The following is a 14,823-nucleotide window of genomic DNA, read 5'->3' as shown; positions in this document are numbered from 1 at the left end:
GACCGCCCCAGCTGAAAGGAAAACACCATGAAACGCTCCGGCATCCTCAACGCCGAGCTGAGCGGGGTCCTGGCCACGCTCGGCCACACCGACCTGCTGCTCGTCGTGGACGCGGGCTTCCCCGTGCCGCGCGACGCGCACCGCATCGACCTCGCCCTGGCCGAGAACCTGCCCGACCTGCGGACGGTGCTCGGCCTGATCGCCGACGAAATCGTCGTCGAGGGCGTGGTCCGGGCCGAGGACGTCCCCACCCACAATCCCCGCCTCGACACCTGGCTGCACGAACACTTCGCCGATGCCGAGTTCACCACCCGCCCGCACGCGGAGGTGCTCCATGACCTCGCCCGGCAGGCCAAGGCCGTCGTACGCACCGGAGCCTTCGAGCCCTGGGGCAACATCGGCCTGTACTGCGGTGTGGACGCCCCCCGGTGGTTCGGCGGAGAAGGCGTCGTCGTACCGGAGCAGTACGCGTCCAAGCTCTGAGCCGCCCCGGCCCGCCCGCCGGAGCCGTGACGGCCCCCGTCATTCCGCATCCCGCAGCGGCCCCATGAAGAACATCCGGCGGCCGATCCGCCGGGCCCCTTGTTGCTTTCGACCCCAGGGAGATCACCCCATGTCCGAAACCACTGCCCTCGCCACCGAACTCACCCTCACCCCGGCCGAGCTGGCGCCCTACATCCAGCACACCAAGATCGATTCGGATGCGACGCGCGACCAGATGATCGCCCACGCCCGGGAGGCCGTCACCCACGGCTTCAACGCCGCGATGGTGCCCGCCTCCTGGCTGCCCGTCGTGGTCGCCGAACTGAGCGGCACCGGTGTGGAGGTCGCCTCCGCGCTGGACTTCCCGACCGTCGGTGTCATGACCAGCGCCGGAAAGGCCGCCGAGGCCGCCGAGATCGCCCGGCTCGGTGCGACCCAGCTCGACATGGGCGCCCAGGTCGGCTGGCTCAAGAGCGGACGCTACGACGACTTCCGCGAGGACATCGCGGGCGTCGTCCGGGCCTCGGGCCTGCCCGTCAAGGTCATGCTGGAACTGCCGCTGCTCACCGACGACGAGAAGGAGGCCGCCGTCGAACTCGCCATGGAGGCGGGCGCCGTCTTCCTGAAGAACGCCAGCAGCGGACAGATCGAGACTGCGAATACGACCAGCGTTCGTTACCTTGTTGACCGGGCACGGGAGGGCGTCCGGGTGAAGGCGTCCGGTTCGATCAAGACCTATCAGCAGGGTCTTGAACTCCTGCGCGCGGGCGCCTCCCTGCTCGGGACCAGCGCCGGCCTGGCGATCATCACCGACACTGGTGACGAGACGACCGTCAGCTACTGACCAGCCACCACCGCCGTACCCCGGCCGCCCACCGCGGCCGGGGTACGGCTCCCACGTCCGGAGCGACGCCCGTCCTCCGGTCAAACCGGAGAAGGAGATGCGACCACTGTGACGGCCGACAAAGGGGGACTCCCGGGCATCAAGCGGGATGTTCCCACGGCGATCCACGTCCAGATCTCGGAACACATCCGACTGCGTATCGCCAGCGGCGAGTGGCCAGCGCACTACCGCCTCAAGAGCGAGCCGGAACTGGCTCAGGAATTCGGCGTCAGCCGCGGCACCCTGCGGCGCGCCCTGACCACGCTCATCGAGGAGGGCCTGCTGCGGCAGGTACGGGGACGCGGCACCTTCGTCACCTCGACGACGATCGAACCCGCCATCGCCCAGAAGCTGAGCACCCTGTCCGAGGACTTCGCCAGCCAGGGCGTCGTCACCACCACCTCGGTGCGGGAGAGCTCGCTGATCGTCCCGCACCAGCCCGTCGCCGCTCTCCTGGACGTCGCCCCCGGTACCCGAGTATTGCGCCTGGTGCGAGTCCGCAGAACCGAACAGGGGCCGGTCGCGCTGCTCTTCAACTTCGTACGCACCGACCTCGCGCCCGGAATCGAGAAGATGGACTTCACGTCCTCCAGCCTCTTCAGCGTCCTGGAGGGCACCTACGGACTGAAGATCGCCACGGCCCGCCGTACCTTCAGCGCCGAGGCCGCCACCACCGACGTCGCCACCGCCCTCGAACTGAGCGAGGGCGCCCCGGTGCAGTACCTCCAGCAGGTCACCTATCTGGCCGACGACCGGCCGGTGGAGTACTCGGACGTTTGGATCCACAGCGGCCGACTGCGAGTCACCTCGTTGCTGCTGCGCAGATGAGCGCCGCGATCCAGCAGCACGCGCGAGCGCGGGTCTCAGGAGCTCGTCGGCACGGGCAGTCGTCCAGGACAGCTTGTCGAGGGCCCCGTTCGTGAGAGATCAGGTTCGGGATCACGGGCATGGGGGCGTCTTCGTGGACGTATGGCCCTCCTCACGTGATCCCGTCCCTTTCTCACCGAGTCCTGTCGGATTCGCCGCCGGTCCCACTCGGAGGGTCCGCCAGTAGGGCGCCGCCGGACCCTTTCCGTGCGCGTGGTGGCCGGTGGAACGGATTCCGGCCGGCAGTGGCCCCGCTGAGGGCTGCCCCGTAGTACCCGGCGGGTGCACGACGCCGCCTACGGCACCTCGCCACCTTGTCGGAACATCCGCATACATCCGGTATGCGGACGTCCCTCCGTCGTGCGACGCACCGCATCCGACGCCGCGCGCCGGTCCACCGCGGATGACGGGAGAGCCCTCAGACTCCGGCCGGCTGCAGAGAGGTGAGGCGTGCCATCTCGTCCTCCGAGAGCCGCAGCGCGCCGGACGCCACGTTCTGCGCGAGGTGGTCCGGATCACCGGTCCCCGGGATCGCCAGCACGTGTGGCCCCTGCTGCAAGGTCCAGGCCAGCCGGACCTGCGCGACGGACACACCGTGCGCGCGGGCGACGGCGCACACCGCCTCGCGGTCGTTGGCAGCCGGACCCGCCTCGCGCCCGGGACCGGCGATCGCGAAGAACGGGACGAAGGCGAGGCCGAGTTCACCGCAGAGCCGCAGCAGTGCCCGGTCCTCGCTCGACGCACCGATCCCATAGGGGTTCTGCACACAGACGACCGGGGCGATGGCACGGGCCTCGGCCAGTTGCTCGGACGTGACGTTGGAGATGCCGAGGTGGCGGATGAGCCCGGCATCGCGCAGTTCGGCCAACGCGCCGAAGTGCTCGCCGATCGAGCCGGTCCGCCGGCTCGGTGGCACGCGCAGGTTCACCACGTCCAGGTGATCGCGGCCGAGTTGGCGCAGGTTCTCCTCGACCTGGCCGCGCAACTGCGCCGGCGTGGCCCACCACCACGCGCCCGAGGGATCGCGGCCCGGCCAGACCTTGGTGGTGATGACCAGATCCTCCGGATACGGCGCCAGCGCCCGGTTGATCAGCTCGTTGGCGGAGCGCGTCGCCGAGAAGTAGAACGCGGCGGTGTCGATGTGGTTCACACCGAGCTCGATCGCCCGCCGGAGCACGCCGATCGACCGATCGCGGTCACGCGGCACGCCGCGGTCGAAGGGCGCGGTACCCGTCAGGCGCATCGCGCCGAACCCGACGCGGTTGACGGTCTGGTCACCAAGTTGCCAAGTACCTGCGGCAGGCGCGGTGTTCGTCCGTGGGCTCATGACATGGATCTCCTCTTGAGGGCAACAAAGAACCGATGGCTGGGGCGCGGCGCGTTCGGGCCCCTCGGCAGGGCGAGGACCTCGAAGCGAGCCCACCGGTGTCGAGGCAAGCGGGCCCCGGGCATGAAAAAAGCCTCCCCGGTGGATCGGAATCCGCACCGAGAAGGCTCACGTGATGACCAGCATTTTAGCAGGGCAGGGCGATCACTTCTTCAGCCCAGTGCGATCCGAGCGGTGACCGGCAGGTGGTCGCTGCCGGTGGGCGGCAAGGTGCGGATCTGGCGGACAGCCGCTGAGCGGGCCATGACCTGGTCGATACGCGCCATGGGGAAGGCGGCGGGGAAGCTGAAGGCGAAGCCTCGCTCCGCCGTGTTCATCCGTGAGGTCAGCGGGGCCAGCCCACGGTCTTCGACGGTGCCGTTGAGATCGCCGAGCAGAAGGACCGTTTTCAGCTTCTCGGCGGCGATGGCCTTGCCCAGCAGGCCGGCGCTCTCGTCCCTCCGGGAGGATGCAAGACCACTCGCCCGGACGCGGATCGATGGCAGGTGCGCGACGTACGCCGCGACATCGCCGTGCGGGGTGTGAACCACGGCCCGCAGCCCGCGACTCCATGTCTCCCCGACCCCGCGGGGTTTGATGTCGACCAGCCGGGCACCGGTCAGCGGATGCTTCGACCAGAGTCCGACGGTGCCCCGGACCGCGTGGTAGGGGTAGTCCGGGGCGAGGGTCTGCGCGTACACCGCCAGCGCCGGGGGCACCAGCTCCTCCAACCCGATGAGATCGGGCCCGGCGTCGGCCAGGGCACGCGCCGTGCCCGCCGGTTCGGTGTTCTCGTCGCTCACGTTGTGCTGCACCACGACCAGGTCGCGCGGCCCAGGAACCGCCCCGGGCAGGAGCAGCCCTCCGAAGAGGTGCGTCCAGGCCGCCGCCGGCAGCAGCAGTGCCGTCAGCGCGGTCGCTGAACGGCGCAGCAGGGCCAGGAGGAGCAGCATCACGACCACCAGGCCGAGCCACGGAAGGAATGCTTCCAACAGACTGCCCAGGTGCCCCACGGAGTTGGGCACCGCCCGGTGGAAGGCCATGAGCCCGGCCGTCAGCACCGCGAACACGGTGGGCACCCGCCCCCGTCTCCAGGCCGACCGGCACCGTGGATCCCGCTGCGTACTCCCACCCGCGGGCCACGGCCCGGATCGGCATCGCGCCCACCGGGCCACTGCTGTCTTCTGCTCCACCGCGCGTCCCATCTGCTCGACCTTGGTGTTCAAGACGGGGCACGAGGCGAATCAGTTTCGACAGCCCCGCTCCCGCGGTACCGGCACCACGTCGGCGGCGGCGAGCACCAGCCGATGAGACCAGGCACGGCTTTCCGCGCAGCCCAGCAGACGGCGTGCACGACGCCTCGGCCGGGCCGGCGGTCCCGGCCAGGGCCTGCGCCCCTTCCGGGACCCGGACGCCGTCGAGGACGAAGAAGGCCGACGGCCGGCACACCGGCCCTTCCGGGCGCGAGCTCAAACGGGCGGCGTGACCGGGGACCACACGCCCATCCACTGTTCCGCGCCCCACGCCTCGTACCGTTGCACCTCGGTGAAGCCCAGCTTCGCCGCGAGACGCATCGAGCGGACGTTGGCGGTCTGAGTGCAGAGCACCACCGGCTCGCCGGGAAGCGCGCCGGCGAACCAGCCGAGCGCCGCCGCGCACGCCTCGGCGGCGTACCCGTGTCCCCATGCCGCCGGCAGGAGCAGGTAGCCGAGTTCGGCCTCCCCGGCATCCGGACGGACATGACTCCGACGCTCCGCGTCGCGCCGGTTGACCTCGATGGTGCCGATCATCGCTCCGTCGGGCTCGATCACGAAACGGCCGGGGCGCCTCTCGGGCGTCTCGGGCAACGCGCGCTCGCACTCATCACGTGGTCGAGGGCCGCCCAGATAAGTGTTCACCTCCGGCGAGGTGAACAGCTCGATGAACGCCGCACGGTCCCGGGACTCGGGCTCGCGGAGCACGAGCCGCTCGGTCCTGATCGGGGCAGGTGGCCAGGCGACGGACCCCAGTTCAGTCATGGCGGGGAACCTATCGCACGCTCGCCGAGCAGCACGTGCTCTCACAACTCACGAACAAGGGCCACCACCGCACCGGCCACCGCTGCCCCGACACGCCGCGGCACAAAAGGCCCCTCTTCGCGGGACGACCCCTTGAATCCAAGGACCGCGGAGAGGGGCCTCTTCCGTCCGAAGCGAACGGCAGCCGGGCCGACCGTGCGGCCGGCCCGCAGCCACCGGGATCAGATCATGCGCTGTCCGTTGCGGCGGGCCTCGGCCCACTCACGGAAGAAGCTGCGGCTGATCACGCACAGGACGATGGCCACGATGACGGGCCATATCAAGACGTACACGCTCAGAGCGAGGGTGGTCACTGGACCTCCTATCCGTTCTGTTTCACTTGCTGTTCGCGACGGGCTCGGGTTCGTCGCGGATGCCCCCCGCCGGTCGCGGGACACCGACCCCGCCGTCGACCCCGTCGGCCTCATCGGTGACGGCGGACGCCTGCGCGGAATCGTCGTCGAAGTCACCGGTGCGCTGGGCGATGACGGCGAAGTCGAAGCGTTCGGTGTTGCCCACGGACATCGCCCAGCAGATGACGGTACTCACGGAGTAGGCCACCAGGGAGCCGCACAGCGTCGCGTACTCGTGCAGGGACCCGATGGCGAACGGCGCGGACACCACTGCGGCCAGCACACCGACGATCTTCGCCGGTTTGGCGCCCAGGAAGCCGAACACCATCAAGCCGAGGACGACACCGATGCCGATGACCGCCAGTACGTCCACGACGATGCCGAAGACGCCGTCCGTGGGGATCCAGCTGAAGCGGACCGGCAGGAACACCGCGAGCGCCGCGAGCGCCGAGGTGGTGAACGCCTTGCTGGTGACCTTCTCCCAGTAGAAGCTGGCCAGCACCGGGAAGACGAGGGCGCCCCACAACGCGCCGACGAACACCAGTAGATCGAGGATGTTCAGACGGAGGCTGGCGAAGGCCACGGCCGCCGCGGTCGCCAGCACCATCGTGATGCGTCCGATCAGCAGCATCGTCCTGGGGTTGGCCTTTTCCCTGCCGGCCACCGCCTGGCCGTAGATGTCGGTCATCGCGATCGAGGAGAGGGCACAGAGGTCGGCGTCCGCGGTGGAGGACAGCGCGCCGACGATCATGATGAAGAACACCGCCAGCAGCACGGGCGACAGGTAGGTGGCGGCCATCTCGGGGATGAGGTTGTTCAGGTCGCCGCCGGTCGGCTCGAAGCCGATGTAGAGGGCGAGCACCCCGAGCATGCCGACGCCGATCACCATGGCGCCGTAGCCGATGGTCGCGGTGACGAAGGTCGGCTTGATCAGGCTCTGCTTCACCGCGAAGAGCCGCTGCGCGATGGTCTGGTTGCCGATGGCGTAGGCCAGCACCGCGGCGATGTAGGGGGCGCCCTGGTTCATGAACGCGTGGCTGGAGAAGAAGTCGCCCTGCTGCGGGGTCAGATTGTCCGCGCCGGTCTCGAACGCCGCCGGGAAGCCGGCCGCGAAGAAGATGACCGGAACGATCACGGCCACCGCACCGAGCATCGCGACGACCTGGATGAAGTCGGTCAGCACGGAAGCGCGGAAACCGGACCACAGGGTGTAGAGCAGCACGCCCGCGGCCACGGCGAAGACACCCTGGGTGAAGTTGAACGGCGACAGCAGCGAGATCAGCACACCGCCGGCGATGAAGTTCGACATCAGGCTGATGAGGCTGCCGACGACGTTGGAGCCGGCGAGCATCAGCTGGCTGGAGCGGCCGTGCCGCGCGTACATGACCTCGGCCAGCGTGTGCGCCTTCGGGGCGACGGAGCGGATGCGCTTGCCGAAGGGGTAGATGAAGAGGATCATCAGGGCGCCCCAGAGCCCGTAGTGGATGGGGCCCGATATGCCATAGGTGTAGCCCGATGTCGCGGATGCGTACATCGAGGCCGCCCAGATCCAGGTCGCCGTCATGCTGGCGGCGGAGATTCCGAAACCGATGTTGTTGCCACCGGTCATGTACGCATCGGCGTTCTCGTCCTTCTTGCCGATGCGGGTCGAAATGAGGAAGGTCCCTCCGTAGAAGAGGACCAGCAGACCAATGATCACCACGGCGCCGAACTGGGCTGTTTCCACCCCGTGCAATCGCGCCACCTCCTTACGACTCATGGAGCCCGGCATCAGCCGCGGCGCCCGGCGCACCGACCGGGGACCTGCGGACCTGTCCCGCGCACTGCGGGCGGCGGGGAAATGGCTCCGGCTCCCCGGAGCAGTGGCGTCGATGACACTGGAGCCGGGGGCGTTCACAAAAAGGCAGACTCTTTGAGTCCGCAAATCTTCGGCATCCTAACATTTTTTACGCCACTATGGCTGTCAACCGATCTTGACGCTATTGGAGATGACGCCCCGTGATTTGCGGGGCTGACGGATGACGTCTGTCAACCCCGTAGCCGCATCCCTCGGCCGACCGTGCCCGCATTGCCCGTTTGCAGCCCCTTCTTCACAGATCACAACTGCGACGTGCAACGGCGACGTTGCTCTCTTCGAGTACATGATTCGTTTCCGTGTGGGGTGCACCGGGAGCGCTCATGCTCGGCAGGCACCCCGGCCGAGGTCTGCGAACGCCGGCCACGGAGTATGAGTCAGCAGTATCTTCCCGGGCTTCGTGGCGACAGACATGGGTCACGCAGTCGGTTCGGCGTACGGCGTTCCGGACGCCCCGAACTTCTGCCTGGCCCCTGCGACGGTCGCGGATGCGGTCCGCACCGAGCTGATGGATGGAGGACGACGAGGGAGAAATCCGCCTGGCCGAGCCCCGCTGCTTCTGTGCGGGGGCGGTCATGGCGGCAGCGGACGAACGTGCCCCTGCCTCGCGTCGTAGGACGGAACGGCTGCCTGCCTTCAGCGTGGGGCAGAGAGAGGAGACCGGGCCTTGAACGAGTGCAGGTGGGCTACGGCGAGGGTTTGCTCCGCGTCATGCTCCTCGAAGGTGCCCATGCGCTGGAAGCCGAGACGGGTGGCGAGCTTGAGGGAACGCTCGTTGGCCGTCTGGGTCACCACCAGGACCAGCTGATCGGGCAGCTCGCCGGCAGCGGCACGCAATACGGCCGTGGCGGCCTCGAATGCCAGCCCCGCACCCCAGGTTCCACGCCGGAGCAGGTAGCTCAGCTCCAACTCCCCGCCTTCCGTGGTGACGTGCCCGGGACGGTCGGCGGCGCGGCGGTCGAGTACGAGTGTCCCGATGAACCGGTCGGTTTCCTTGTCGGCGATGACGTAGGTACCCGGCTCGCCTGCGATAGCGCTGATGCCGTTTGCGACGAAGTACTGCTCGACGACGCTGCGGGGCCGCGGGCCGCCGAGGTGGGCACGGACCTGTGGATCGGTCTGGAGCTCGATGAGACCGTCGATGTCAGCGTCGTGCGCTTTTCGCAACCGGAGACGATCAGTGGTGATCTCAGCGGCAGACAGCGTGGGCAATGCGTTCATGAGATCCATAGTCCCCGCTTCATTGGATCGATACGTCCGCCACGACACAGGTCACCACGCATACCTGACGCGGAGTACGCATATGCCCAGCACGGAAGAGACACTCTCCGGCTCACGATCCAGGCCCTGATGCGCCTGACCGGCGAAGAACACGCCCGCATGGCCCAATGCCCCGCCTGCCACCCCGCCGCAGCACCTCAGTACGGCGCCTCAGCCGGTGGAATCAGCGCAGCGATCGACGATGGCGTCCCCGATTCCCCGACAGGTGCCGGATAACGGCAAGTCCACCGGATCGCCCGCGGCCCTTCGCCGGCCGACGTCGCCCCGTCGGCCTGCCCTGGGTGCCCCAGCAGAGTCCTCCAAGCCCCGCCCCGATATCGCCAAGGCCCTCGGTTACCACGACAAGACCCACCCGCCTGGTCACCGAGGCCGTTGCCCCAGGAGAGAAGCGAGCCTGCACCATTCCTCGCCGGGAGGCCGCCCCTGCCGAACGCCTTGTACGTGGCGGGCTGTGTTGTCGACACCTTGGACGTCGCGCACGAGGCGGGCCTGACCCATTGGGACGTCAAGCCGTCCGACGTCATCGTCAGGCCCGGCTGGAAAGCGACGGTCGTCGACTTCGGCATCACCGAGTGCAGCGACGAACGGCACGACATCATGGCCACCGGCATCCTGATCGGTACCCCGGCCCTCATGGCACCGCCTGCGCCCCGACCTCCCCCGGAGGACATCGCCTGATGAGGCTCAGGCTCCCCGCGCGACTCTTCGCCGGCGTGGAGCTCGCGATGACGGTGGATGAGCCCGCCATTCCTCAGCAGCGCCTCCCGCCATCAGCAGGTGACCGGAACAACGGCTCCTACGAGGCCGATTGGGCGGCGTCTGCCGGGGTGGCTGGATGGGGCGGCCCGGCTCGTCCTTTGCCGCGGTGTCGGTCCATCTCATGCCATTCCGGGCGCAGACCCGCGAGGTTGGTCGTGAGGAAGTACACGACGCCGCTAGCCACCAGTACCGGCGCGAGGCCGATGGCCGCGACGGCGGCGCCGCCGAGCAGCCCGCCCAGCGGAATCCCGGCCCAGGTGAGGGCCTGCCCGATACCTCGGACCCTGCCCACCATCTCCGTCGGGATCCGCTCATACATGACCGCGCCGATGATCGGGTTGATGAAGCCGCCCCCGAGACCGCTGACGCCCATGACCACCGCCACGACCCACAGCGGCGCCCCCGACACGAGGATGAGGAACCGCGGCGCCCCCGTGACGAGCCAGCCGAGGAAGAACACCGGTCGACGCCGCAACCGGTGCGCCACTGTTGCGGCAACGAGGCTGCCGACCATCGCCGTGATGCTGAACGCCGCCCACACCAGTCCGATCGCGGCAGGTCCGTGGCCGGACTCCTTGGCCCACACAGGCACGAACACCGCTACATATGCGGCATCCAGCAGATTCGTAACGCCGATCATCGCGCAGAGGGCCAGCAGCAGCGGCTCCCCACGCAGGAACGCGAAGCCCTGTCGGAAGCTGTGCCAGTAACCGCCTTCCCTATCGCCTTCGCCCCCTGCTTTCTCCGCAGGGCGCCCGTGCAGTTGTCCCATACCGCGTGGCAACGCCACGGCGACGATCAGCGAACCCAGCGCGAAGCAGGCCGCGTTGACTCCCAATCCAGCCATCGGGCCGACCAGCCCCACCAGCGCGCCCCCGGCGGCGGGCCCCACGGTCCCGGACAACCGCTCGACCACGCCTCCCAGCCCGGTCGCCCGCTCCAACGGCACCCGGCTGCGCTCCGCCGCCTCCGGGATCATGACATCCTTGGCCAGATCCCCAGGGCTGCGGACGGCGCCGATCACCGCGACCAGCACCAACAGCGCACCGAAGGACAGCAGGCCTCCGGCGTGAAGCAGAGGGATCAACAAGGCGGCAACCGAGCTGACCACATCCGCAACCCAGGAGATCCGGCGCGGCCCGATCCGGTCGACCAGCGGCCCGGTGAAGGCTTTGATCGCCACGTAGGGGCCCATCTCGCAGAACGCGACCAGACCGGTCTGCGTGGCGCTGCCGGTCGTGACCAGCACGAACCACGGAATGGCGATGGCCGAGATCCTGGTGCCGCTCTGCGCCACCACCAGCGCCGTGAGAACCCCGGCGAGTGGCCGCAACCGCGCCAGACCGGTTGCACGTGTCCCCTCGGACGGCATCAGCTCTCCGCCCCCTGCTCAGCGATGTCGACATCCGGCAGCACCTGGATGTTCACCCAGACCCGCTCGGCGCCCTCGGGCTCCTCGCCGCCCGAAGCCCGCCGGTACCGGTCGATCACGGACCAGATCCCCTCCTGCATCTCCCGGGCCTCCGCGGGAGTGAGCCGCAGGGTGGTGTCGCTCATGTTGAATGCCTCCCGCCACGGCCGTGGCAGCGTCTGTAGACCGTTGAGCGCCTGCTGGGTGCGCAAGGTGTACGCGTTGTGTACCGACTGCAGATACGCCAACGCCGCCTCAGGCTCCCGCTCTGCGAGGTCTTCGGAGTTGAAGCGGGTCAACTGGTGCACCGAACGCCACCACCGCTCCCGCGCGTTCCCCCTCTCGGCATCCTCGGCCACGAAGCCGGCCGCAGCGAGTTGGCGCAGGTGGTAACTGGTCGCCCCGGAGTTCAGGCCCAGACGGTCAGCCAACTGAGTGGCAGTGGCTGGTCCGTGGAGCCGCAGCAGACCAAGTAGCTGCACACGCACGGGGTGAGCCAGGGCGCGTAGGCCCTTGGCATCCAGGACGACGGACTTCTCCGCGGGAATCTCTGCCATGCCCATGCACGGTAGACCACAAAATACTCTTTGCAAAGAGTTCCTTGCGAAGAGTGCTTTGCAGAGTCGCCTCGCCCGGCCGGTCCGACTGAACCCGCCACCGACACTCCGCCTGCGACGGAGCAGCCGGGCACCTCGGCTGCTCCATCAGCTCTGCCCGGCGCCAAGCGGGTGATCGTACTGATGGAGCACTTGGCCAGGGACGGTTCATGCAAGGTCGTCAACGAATGCTCGCTTCCCTGCACCGGCAGAGGCGTGGTGCAGCGCATCATCACCGACCCGGCCGTGATCGACGTCACGCCGGACGGCCTTCGCCTGGTGGAGACGGCCCCTGGTGTCACCGAGGACGACGTCCGCAAAGCCACCGAACCGCCGCCGCTCACGAGGTGAGACCCAGCGCGCGAAGGCCGGCCCGGACGGGCGAGGGCGGGCGCGGCGGGCAGACGGCCGCCGAAGCGGAGGCGCCGATGGGCCTACGGGTTGCGCATCGGCTCGATGTCGACCCGCGGGGCGGTCCTGGATCCGTACCACCCCGTAGTCGGCGAACTCGTGCACCAGCTCGTAGGCCATCGCGGCGCGCGGTGCCCGGCGCTGGGCGGCGATGAGCATCTCCGCCGAGCGCCGGTCCTGCCGGGGGGTCCCGCACAACCGCCACTCCCGCCTGGCTTCGTTCACTTCAAAGGGTTCTGGTTCAGGTTTTGCGGCGCGGCCACTCTGAGCGACGACACCACCTCCGTGGCGGCAGTCGAAGTGGCCGGAAAATGAGCCGTGGTCAAGGCGATCGGGCTGACACTTCGAGGCCGTGGAAGAAGTCGTGCTCCGGCTGAAGGAGGGGTGACTCCTCCCCCAGGACGTATCGGGGGAGGGGTCACCCCTTTGGGCCGCATCCCGGCCGACCCCCACCGAGAGCCGGATCACATGTGTTCCGCCTCATCATCTTTCGCGGCCATCGGCTGTACATTCGGAGTCACGCGCCGATGGCTGTCCATGCCTGCTGCGCCGAGGCCAAAGCCCCGGATGACCGGGGCGGCTCCGCGAGCAGTGGCTCCAGTCACCCGGCAGGTGGGCCTCCGCCGGATGGTGGGGACAGCCCGGACATCTGCCGGATACCTGGCGATCAATCCACTCTCAAACCTGGAAGGCATGACACAGCACTCAGACGTCGCAGCTCCTGTGATAGACGCCCCGGTCCGCGCGCGCGACAGCGGAAAGCCACCGGCGGGCCGACTGATCGGGCTGGACCTGGCCCGCGGACTCGCGGTATTCGGCATGTACGCGGCTCATGTGGGGCCCGACCCTGACCAGGGCGGTGTGATCGGCTTCCTGATGGAGCTGGCCCACGGCAGGTCCTCCGCTCTCTTCGCCTTCCTGGCGGGCTTCGCGGTTGTCCTCATCACCGGGCGCGTGACGCCGAAGACGGGGCGGGCCGGGCGCCAGGCAGCGGCCAAGGTGGTGATCCGGGCCGTGATCCTTCTGGCCCTGGGCACTGCGCTGACCATGAGCGGCATCCCGGTCGACGTGATCCTCGCCTTCTACGGCCTGTACTTCCTACTCGCACTGCCGCTGTACCGGCTCGGCACCGGCCCCCTGGCGGCGATCGCCGTGGGAACGGCCCTCGTCCTGCCCCAGGTGCTCTACGTGGTGCAGCAGGCGATCGGCAGCAGTGGCGTCCGCTCACCCGGTGAGCCCGACGGCATCGTCTCGCTGCTCTTCACCGGCTCCTACCCGGCCCTGGCCTGGATCCCGTTCGTGATCGCCGGCATGGCCGTGGCCCGCCTGGACCTGGCCGCCACCGCTGTCCGCATACGCCTGGCCCTCACGGGTGCCGCCCTCATGATCGCCGGCTACGGAGGCTCCTGGCTGGCGCTGCACGTCGTTCCCGGCGCCGCCAACGCCATCGGCACGGGTGGGACGAGCGCATGGTGGTCCGACATCGCGGGTTCTCCGTCCGGCGACACCCCCGCCTGGCTGCTGGCTGCCTCCCCGCACAGTGAGACCACCCTGTCGATCCTGGGCAACACGGGTGTGGCGATCATGGTCGTGGCCGCGTGTCTGGCGGCGACGGACGCCCTCCCGCGGCTCCGGTCCCTGGCCCGGCCGGTCATCGCAGTCGGTTCCATGTCGCTGACCGCGTACGTCTTCCACCTCGTCGGCATCCGGGTCCTGGGCATCGAGGAGCTGCCTGGGTCACCCCTGCATGTCCTGCTTGGCTTCATCGCGGCCACCATGGTGTTCGCGACCGTCTGGTCGCGCTTCCACCAGCGCGGACCACTGGAATGGCTGATGACCAAGGCGACGGGCCTGGCCCGGCACATCCGCTGAGCGCAGAACCGGCCGGACCGTCACACCGACGCCCCGGCGGTCAACGCCCTGACGCCGACCGCTGCGGTGCCCCACGCGCTGCGCGTCCACAGCGACGATGCCGGCCAGGACATACCTGGTCCCCGCGTCGAGCCGATGCGGGGCATGGAAGAGGTGAATCCGTTCGGCTTCCGTGGCAAGAGCGCACTCGTGACCGGGGAGCCACCGGCATCGGCAGGGCGGGCGTCAACATCGCCTCCGTCGCCGGACTGATCGCCGACCCGGGCATGGCGCCCTACGTCGCGGCCAGGCACGGCGTGGTCGGGCTGACCAGGGCGGCTGCCATCGAGTACGCCTCCGCCGGCGTCCGGATCAACGCGGTGGCCCCCGGCCTCACCGCGACACCGATGACCAAGAGGTAGATGGACGACCCCGAGATGCAGGGCATCGTCCTGGCCGGACCCGCGACGGGCCGGGCGGCCGAGCCCGAGGAGATCGCCGCGACGGTTCTCTTCCTCTGCTCCGGCCAGTCCTCCTTCACCACCGGCGCGATCTACCCGGTGGACGGCGGCCAGGTGGCGCACTGAGGGGCCCGCGCACCGAAAGTCACGCTGCGCCGGGCGCGGCACCTCGCGGTCCATGGGCCGTCC

At 69.0% G+C, this 14,823-nt stretch carries 14 protein-coding genes and 1 pseudogene; 7 read left to right on the top strand and 8 right to left on the bottom strand.

The annotated features are described in order from the left end of the window. Positions 1–27 precede the first annotated feature (27 nt). The 3 genes from rbsD to ACIHCL_RS28250 all read left to right on the top strand — a co-directional run bounded on the left by rbsD (position 28) and on the right by ACIHCL_RS28250 (position 2,194). Positions 28–483: a D-ribose pyranase gene (gene rbsD, locus ACIHCL_RS28260; RefSeq protein WP_399866138.1), complete on the top strand. Its 456-nt coding sequence runs from the start codon at positions 28–30 to the stop codon at positions 481–483. Between the two features lie 130 nt (positions 484–613). Next, positions 614–1,327, top strand: coding sequence for a deoxyribose-phosphate aldolase (gene deoC / locus ACIHCL_RS28255; protein ID WP_399866136.1), 714 nt, complete (start codon positions 614–616; stop codon positions 1,325–1,327). Positions 1,328–1,435: 108 nt separating this feature from the next. Beyond that, the gene (locus ACIHCL_RS28250; RefSeq protein ID WP_399866133.1) at positions 1,436–2,194 is read left to right on the top strand and encodes a GntR family transcriptional regulator; all 759 of its coding nucleotides are present in this window, start codon (positions 1,436–1,438) and stop codon (positions 2,192–2,194) included. 457 nt (positions 2,195–2,651) lie between these two features. Here ACIHCL_RS28250 and ACIHCL_RS28245 read toward each other — a convergent pair whose 3' ends face one another. The 6 genes from ACIHCL_RS28245 to ACIHCL_RS28220 form a co-directional block, all read right to left on the bottom strand. Further along, on the bottom strand, positions 2,652–3,560 hold the full coding sequence (locus ACIHCL_RS28245) for an aldo/keto reductase (RefSeq protein ID WP_399866130.1): 909 nt from the start codon (positions 3,558–3,560) through the stop codon (positions 2,652–2,654). Between the two features lie 212 nt (positions 3,561–3,772). Further along, positions 3,773–4,642: an endonuclease/exonuclease/phosphatase family protein gene (locus tag ACIHCL_RS28240; protein WP_399866211.1), complete on the bottom strand. Its 870-nt coding sequence runs from the start codon at positions 4,640–4,642 to the stop codon at positions 3,773–3,775. A gap of 426 nt (positions 4,643–5,068) precedes the next feature. Further along, a complete protein-coding gene (locus ACIHCL_RS28235) occupies positions 5,069–5,617 on the bottom strand; it encodes a GNAT family N-acetyltransferase (RefSeq protein WP_399866129.1) in 549 nt (182 codons plus the stop codon). Positions 5,618–5,838: 221 nt separating this feature from the next. Next, positions 5,839–5,970: a putative transporter small subunit gene (locus tag ACIHCL_RS28230; protein WP_399866127.1), complete on the bottom strand. Its 132-nt coding sequence runs from the start codon at positions 5,968–5,970 to the stop codon at positions 5,839–5,841. Positions 5,971–5,992: 22 nt separating this feature from the next. Next, a complete protein-coding gene (locus tag ACIHCL_RS28225) occupies positions 5,993–7,768 on the bottom strand; it encodes a sodium:solute symporter family protein (protein ID WP_399866124.1) in 1,776 nt (591 codons plus the stop codon). Positions 7,769–8,500: 732 nt separating this feature from the next. After that, entirely contained in the window at positions 8,501–9,085 is a 585-nt protein-coding gene (locus tag ACIHCL_RS28220) for a GNAT family N-acetyltransferase (protein WP_399866122.1), read from the bottom strand. 501 nt (positions 9,086–9,586) lie between these two features. Here ACIHCL_RS28220 and ACIHCL_RS28215 point away from each other — a divergent pair. Further along, positions 9,587–9,823: a hypothetical protein gene (locus tag ACIHCL_RS28215; protein WP_399866119.1), complete on the top strand. Its 237-nt coding sequence runs from the start codon at positions 9,587–9,589 to the stop codon at positions 9,821–9,823. 118 nt (positions 9,824–9,941) lie between these two features. Here ACIHCL_RS28215 and ACIHCL_RS28210 read toward each other — a convergent pair whose 3' ends face one another. Beyond that, the gene (locus tag ACIHCL_RS28210) at positions 9,942–11,276 is read right to left on the bottom strand and encodes an MFS transporter (protein ID WP_399866117.1); all 1,335 of its coding nucleotides are present in this window, start codon (positions 11,274–11,276) and stop codon (positions 9,942–9,944) included. Next, positions 11,276–11,872, bottom strand: a complete 597-nt coding sequence (locus tag ACIHCL_RS28205) for an ArsR/SmtB family transcription factor (RefSeq protein ID WP_399866115.1) — start codon at positions 11,870–11,872, stop codon at positions 11,276–11,278. Before ACIHCL_RS28205 ends, ACIHCL_RS28210 begins: the two co-directional genes overlap by 1 nt. 30 nt (positions 11,873–11,902) lie before the next feature. Here ACIHCL_RS28205 and ACIHCL_RS28200 point away from each other — a divergent pair, with 30 nt between their 5' ends. The 3 genes and pseudogenes from ACIHCL_RS28200 (at position 11,903) to ACIHCL_RS28190 (ending at position 14,760) form a co-directional block, all read left to right on the top strand. Continuing rightward, positions 11,903–12,262, top strand: coding sequence for a CoA transferase (locus tag ACIHCL_RS28200; RefSeq protein WP_399866113.1), 360 nt, complete (start codon positions 11,903–11,905; stop codon positions 12,260–12,262). 753 nt (positions 12,263–13,015) lie between these two features. Next, positions 13,016–14,194, top strand: coding sequence for a DUF418 domain-containing protein (locus tag ACIHCL_RS28195; protein ID WP_399866111.1), 1,179 nt, complete (start codon positions 13,016–13,018; stop codon positions 14,192–14,194). Then, positions 14,149–14,760 (top strand): annotated as a pseudogene (locus ACIHCL_RS28190) (SDR family NAD(P)-dependent oxidoreductase). The gene ACIHCL_RS28195 and the pseudogene ACIHCL_RS28190 overlap by 46 nt, the downstream one beginning before the upstream one ends. The last annotated feature ends 63 nt before the right edge of the window (positions 14,761–14,823 follow it).

This window comes from Streptomyces sp. NPDC052042, assembly GCF_044548345.1.
Lineage (GTDB): Bacteria > Actinomycetota > Actinomycetes > Streptomycetales > Streptomycetaceae > Streptomyces.
The sequence above is the reverse complement of the archived record's forward strand: the minus strand, read 5'-3'. Positions and strand labels throughout refer to the sequence as shown.

What these genes read in the sequence shown, in the direction of transcription:
- ACIHCL_RS28195 (WP_399866111.1), top strand. Translation starts at nt 13,016, where the DNA reads ATGACACAGCACTCAGACGTCGCAGCTCCTGTGATAGACGCCCCGGTC.
- ACIHCL_RS28210 (WP_399866117.1), bottom strand. Translation starts at nt 11,276, where the DNA reads ATGCCGTCCGAGGGGACACGTGCAACCGGTCTGGCGCGGTTGCGGCCA.
- ACIHCL_RS28235 (WP_399866129.1), bottom strand. Translation starts at nt 5,617, where the DNA reads ATGACTGAACTGGGGTCCGTCGCCTGGCCACCTGCCCCGATCAGGACC.
- ACIHCL_RS28240 (WP_399866211.1), bottom strand. Translation starts at nt 4,642, where the DNA reads ATGGCCTTCCACCGGGCGGTGCCCAACTCCGTGGGGCACCTGGGCAGT.
- rbsD (WP_399866138.1), top strand. Translation starts at nt 28, where the DNA reads ATGAAACGCTCCGGCATCCTCAACGCCGAGCTGAGCGGGGTCCTGGCC.
- deoC (WP_399866136.1), top strand. Translation starts at nt 614, where the DNA reads ATGTCCGAAACCACTGCCCTCGCCACCGAACTCACCCTCACCCCGGCC.
- ACIHCL_RS28225 (WP_399866124.1), bottom strand. Translation starts at nt 7,768, where the DNA reads ATGAGTCGTAAGGAGGTGGCGCGATTGCACGGGGTGGAAACAGCCCAG.
- ACIHCL_RS28220 (WP_399866122.1), bottom strand. Translation starts at nt 9,085, where the DNA reads ATGAACGCATTGCCCACGCTGTCTGCCGCTGAGATCACCACTGATCGT.
- ACIHCL_RS28205 (WP_399866115.1), bottom strand. Translation starts at nt 11,872, where the DNA reads ATGGCAGAGATTCCCGCGGAGAAGTCCGTCGTCCTGGATGCCAAGGGC.
- ACIHCL_RS28245 (WP_399866130.1), bottom strand. Translation starts at nt 3,560, where the DNA reads ATGAGCCCACGGACGAACACCGCGCCTGCCGCAGGTACTTGGCAACTT.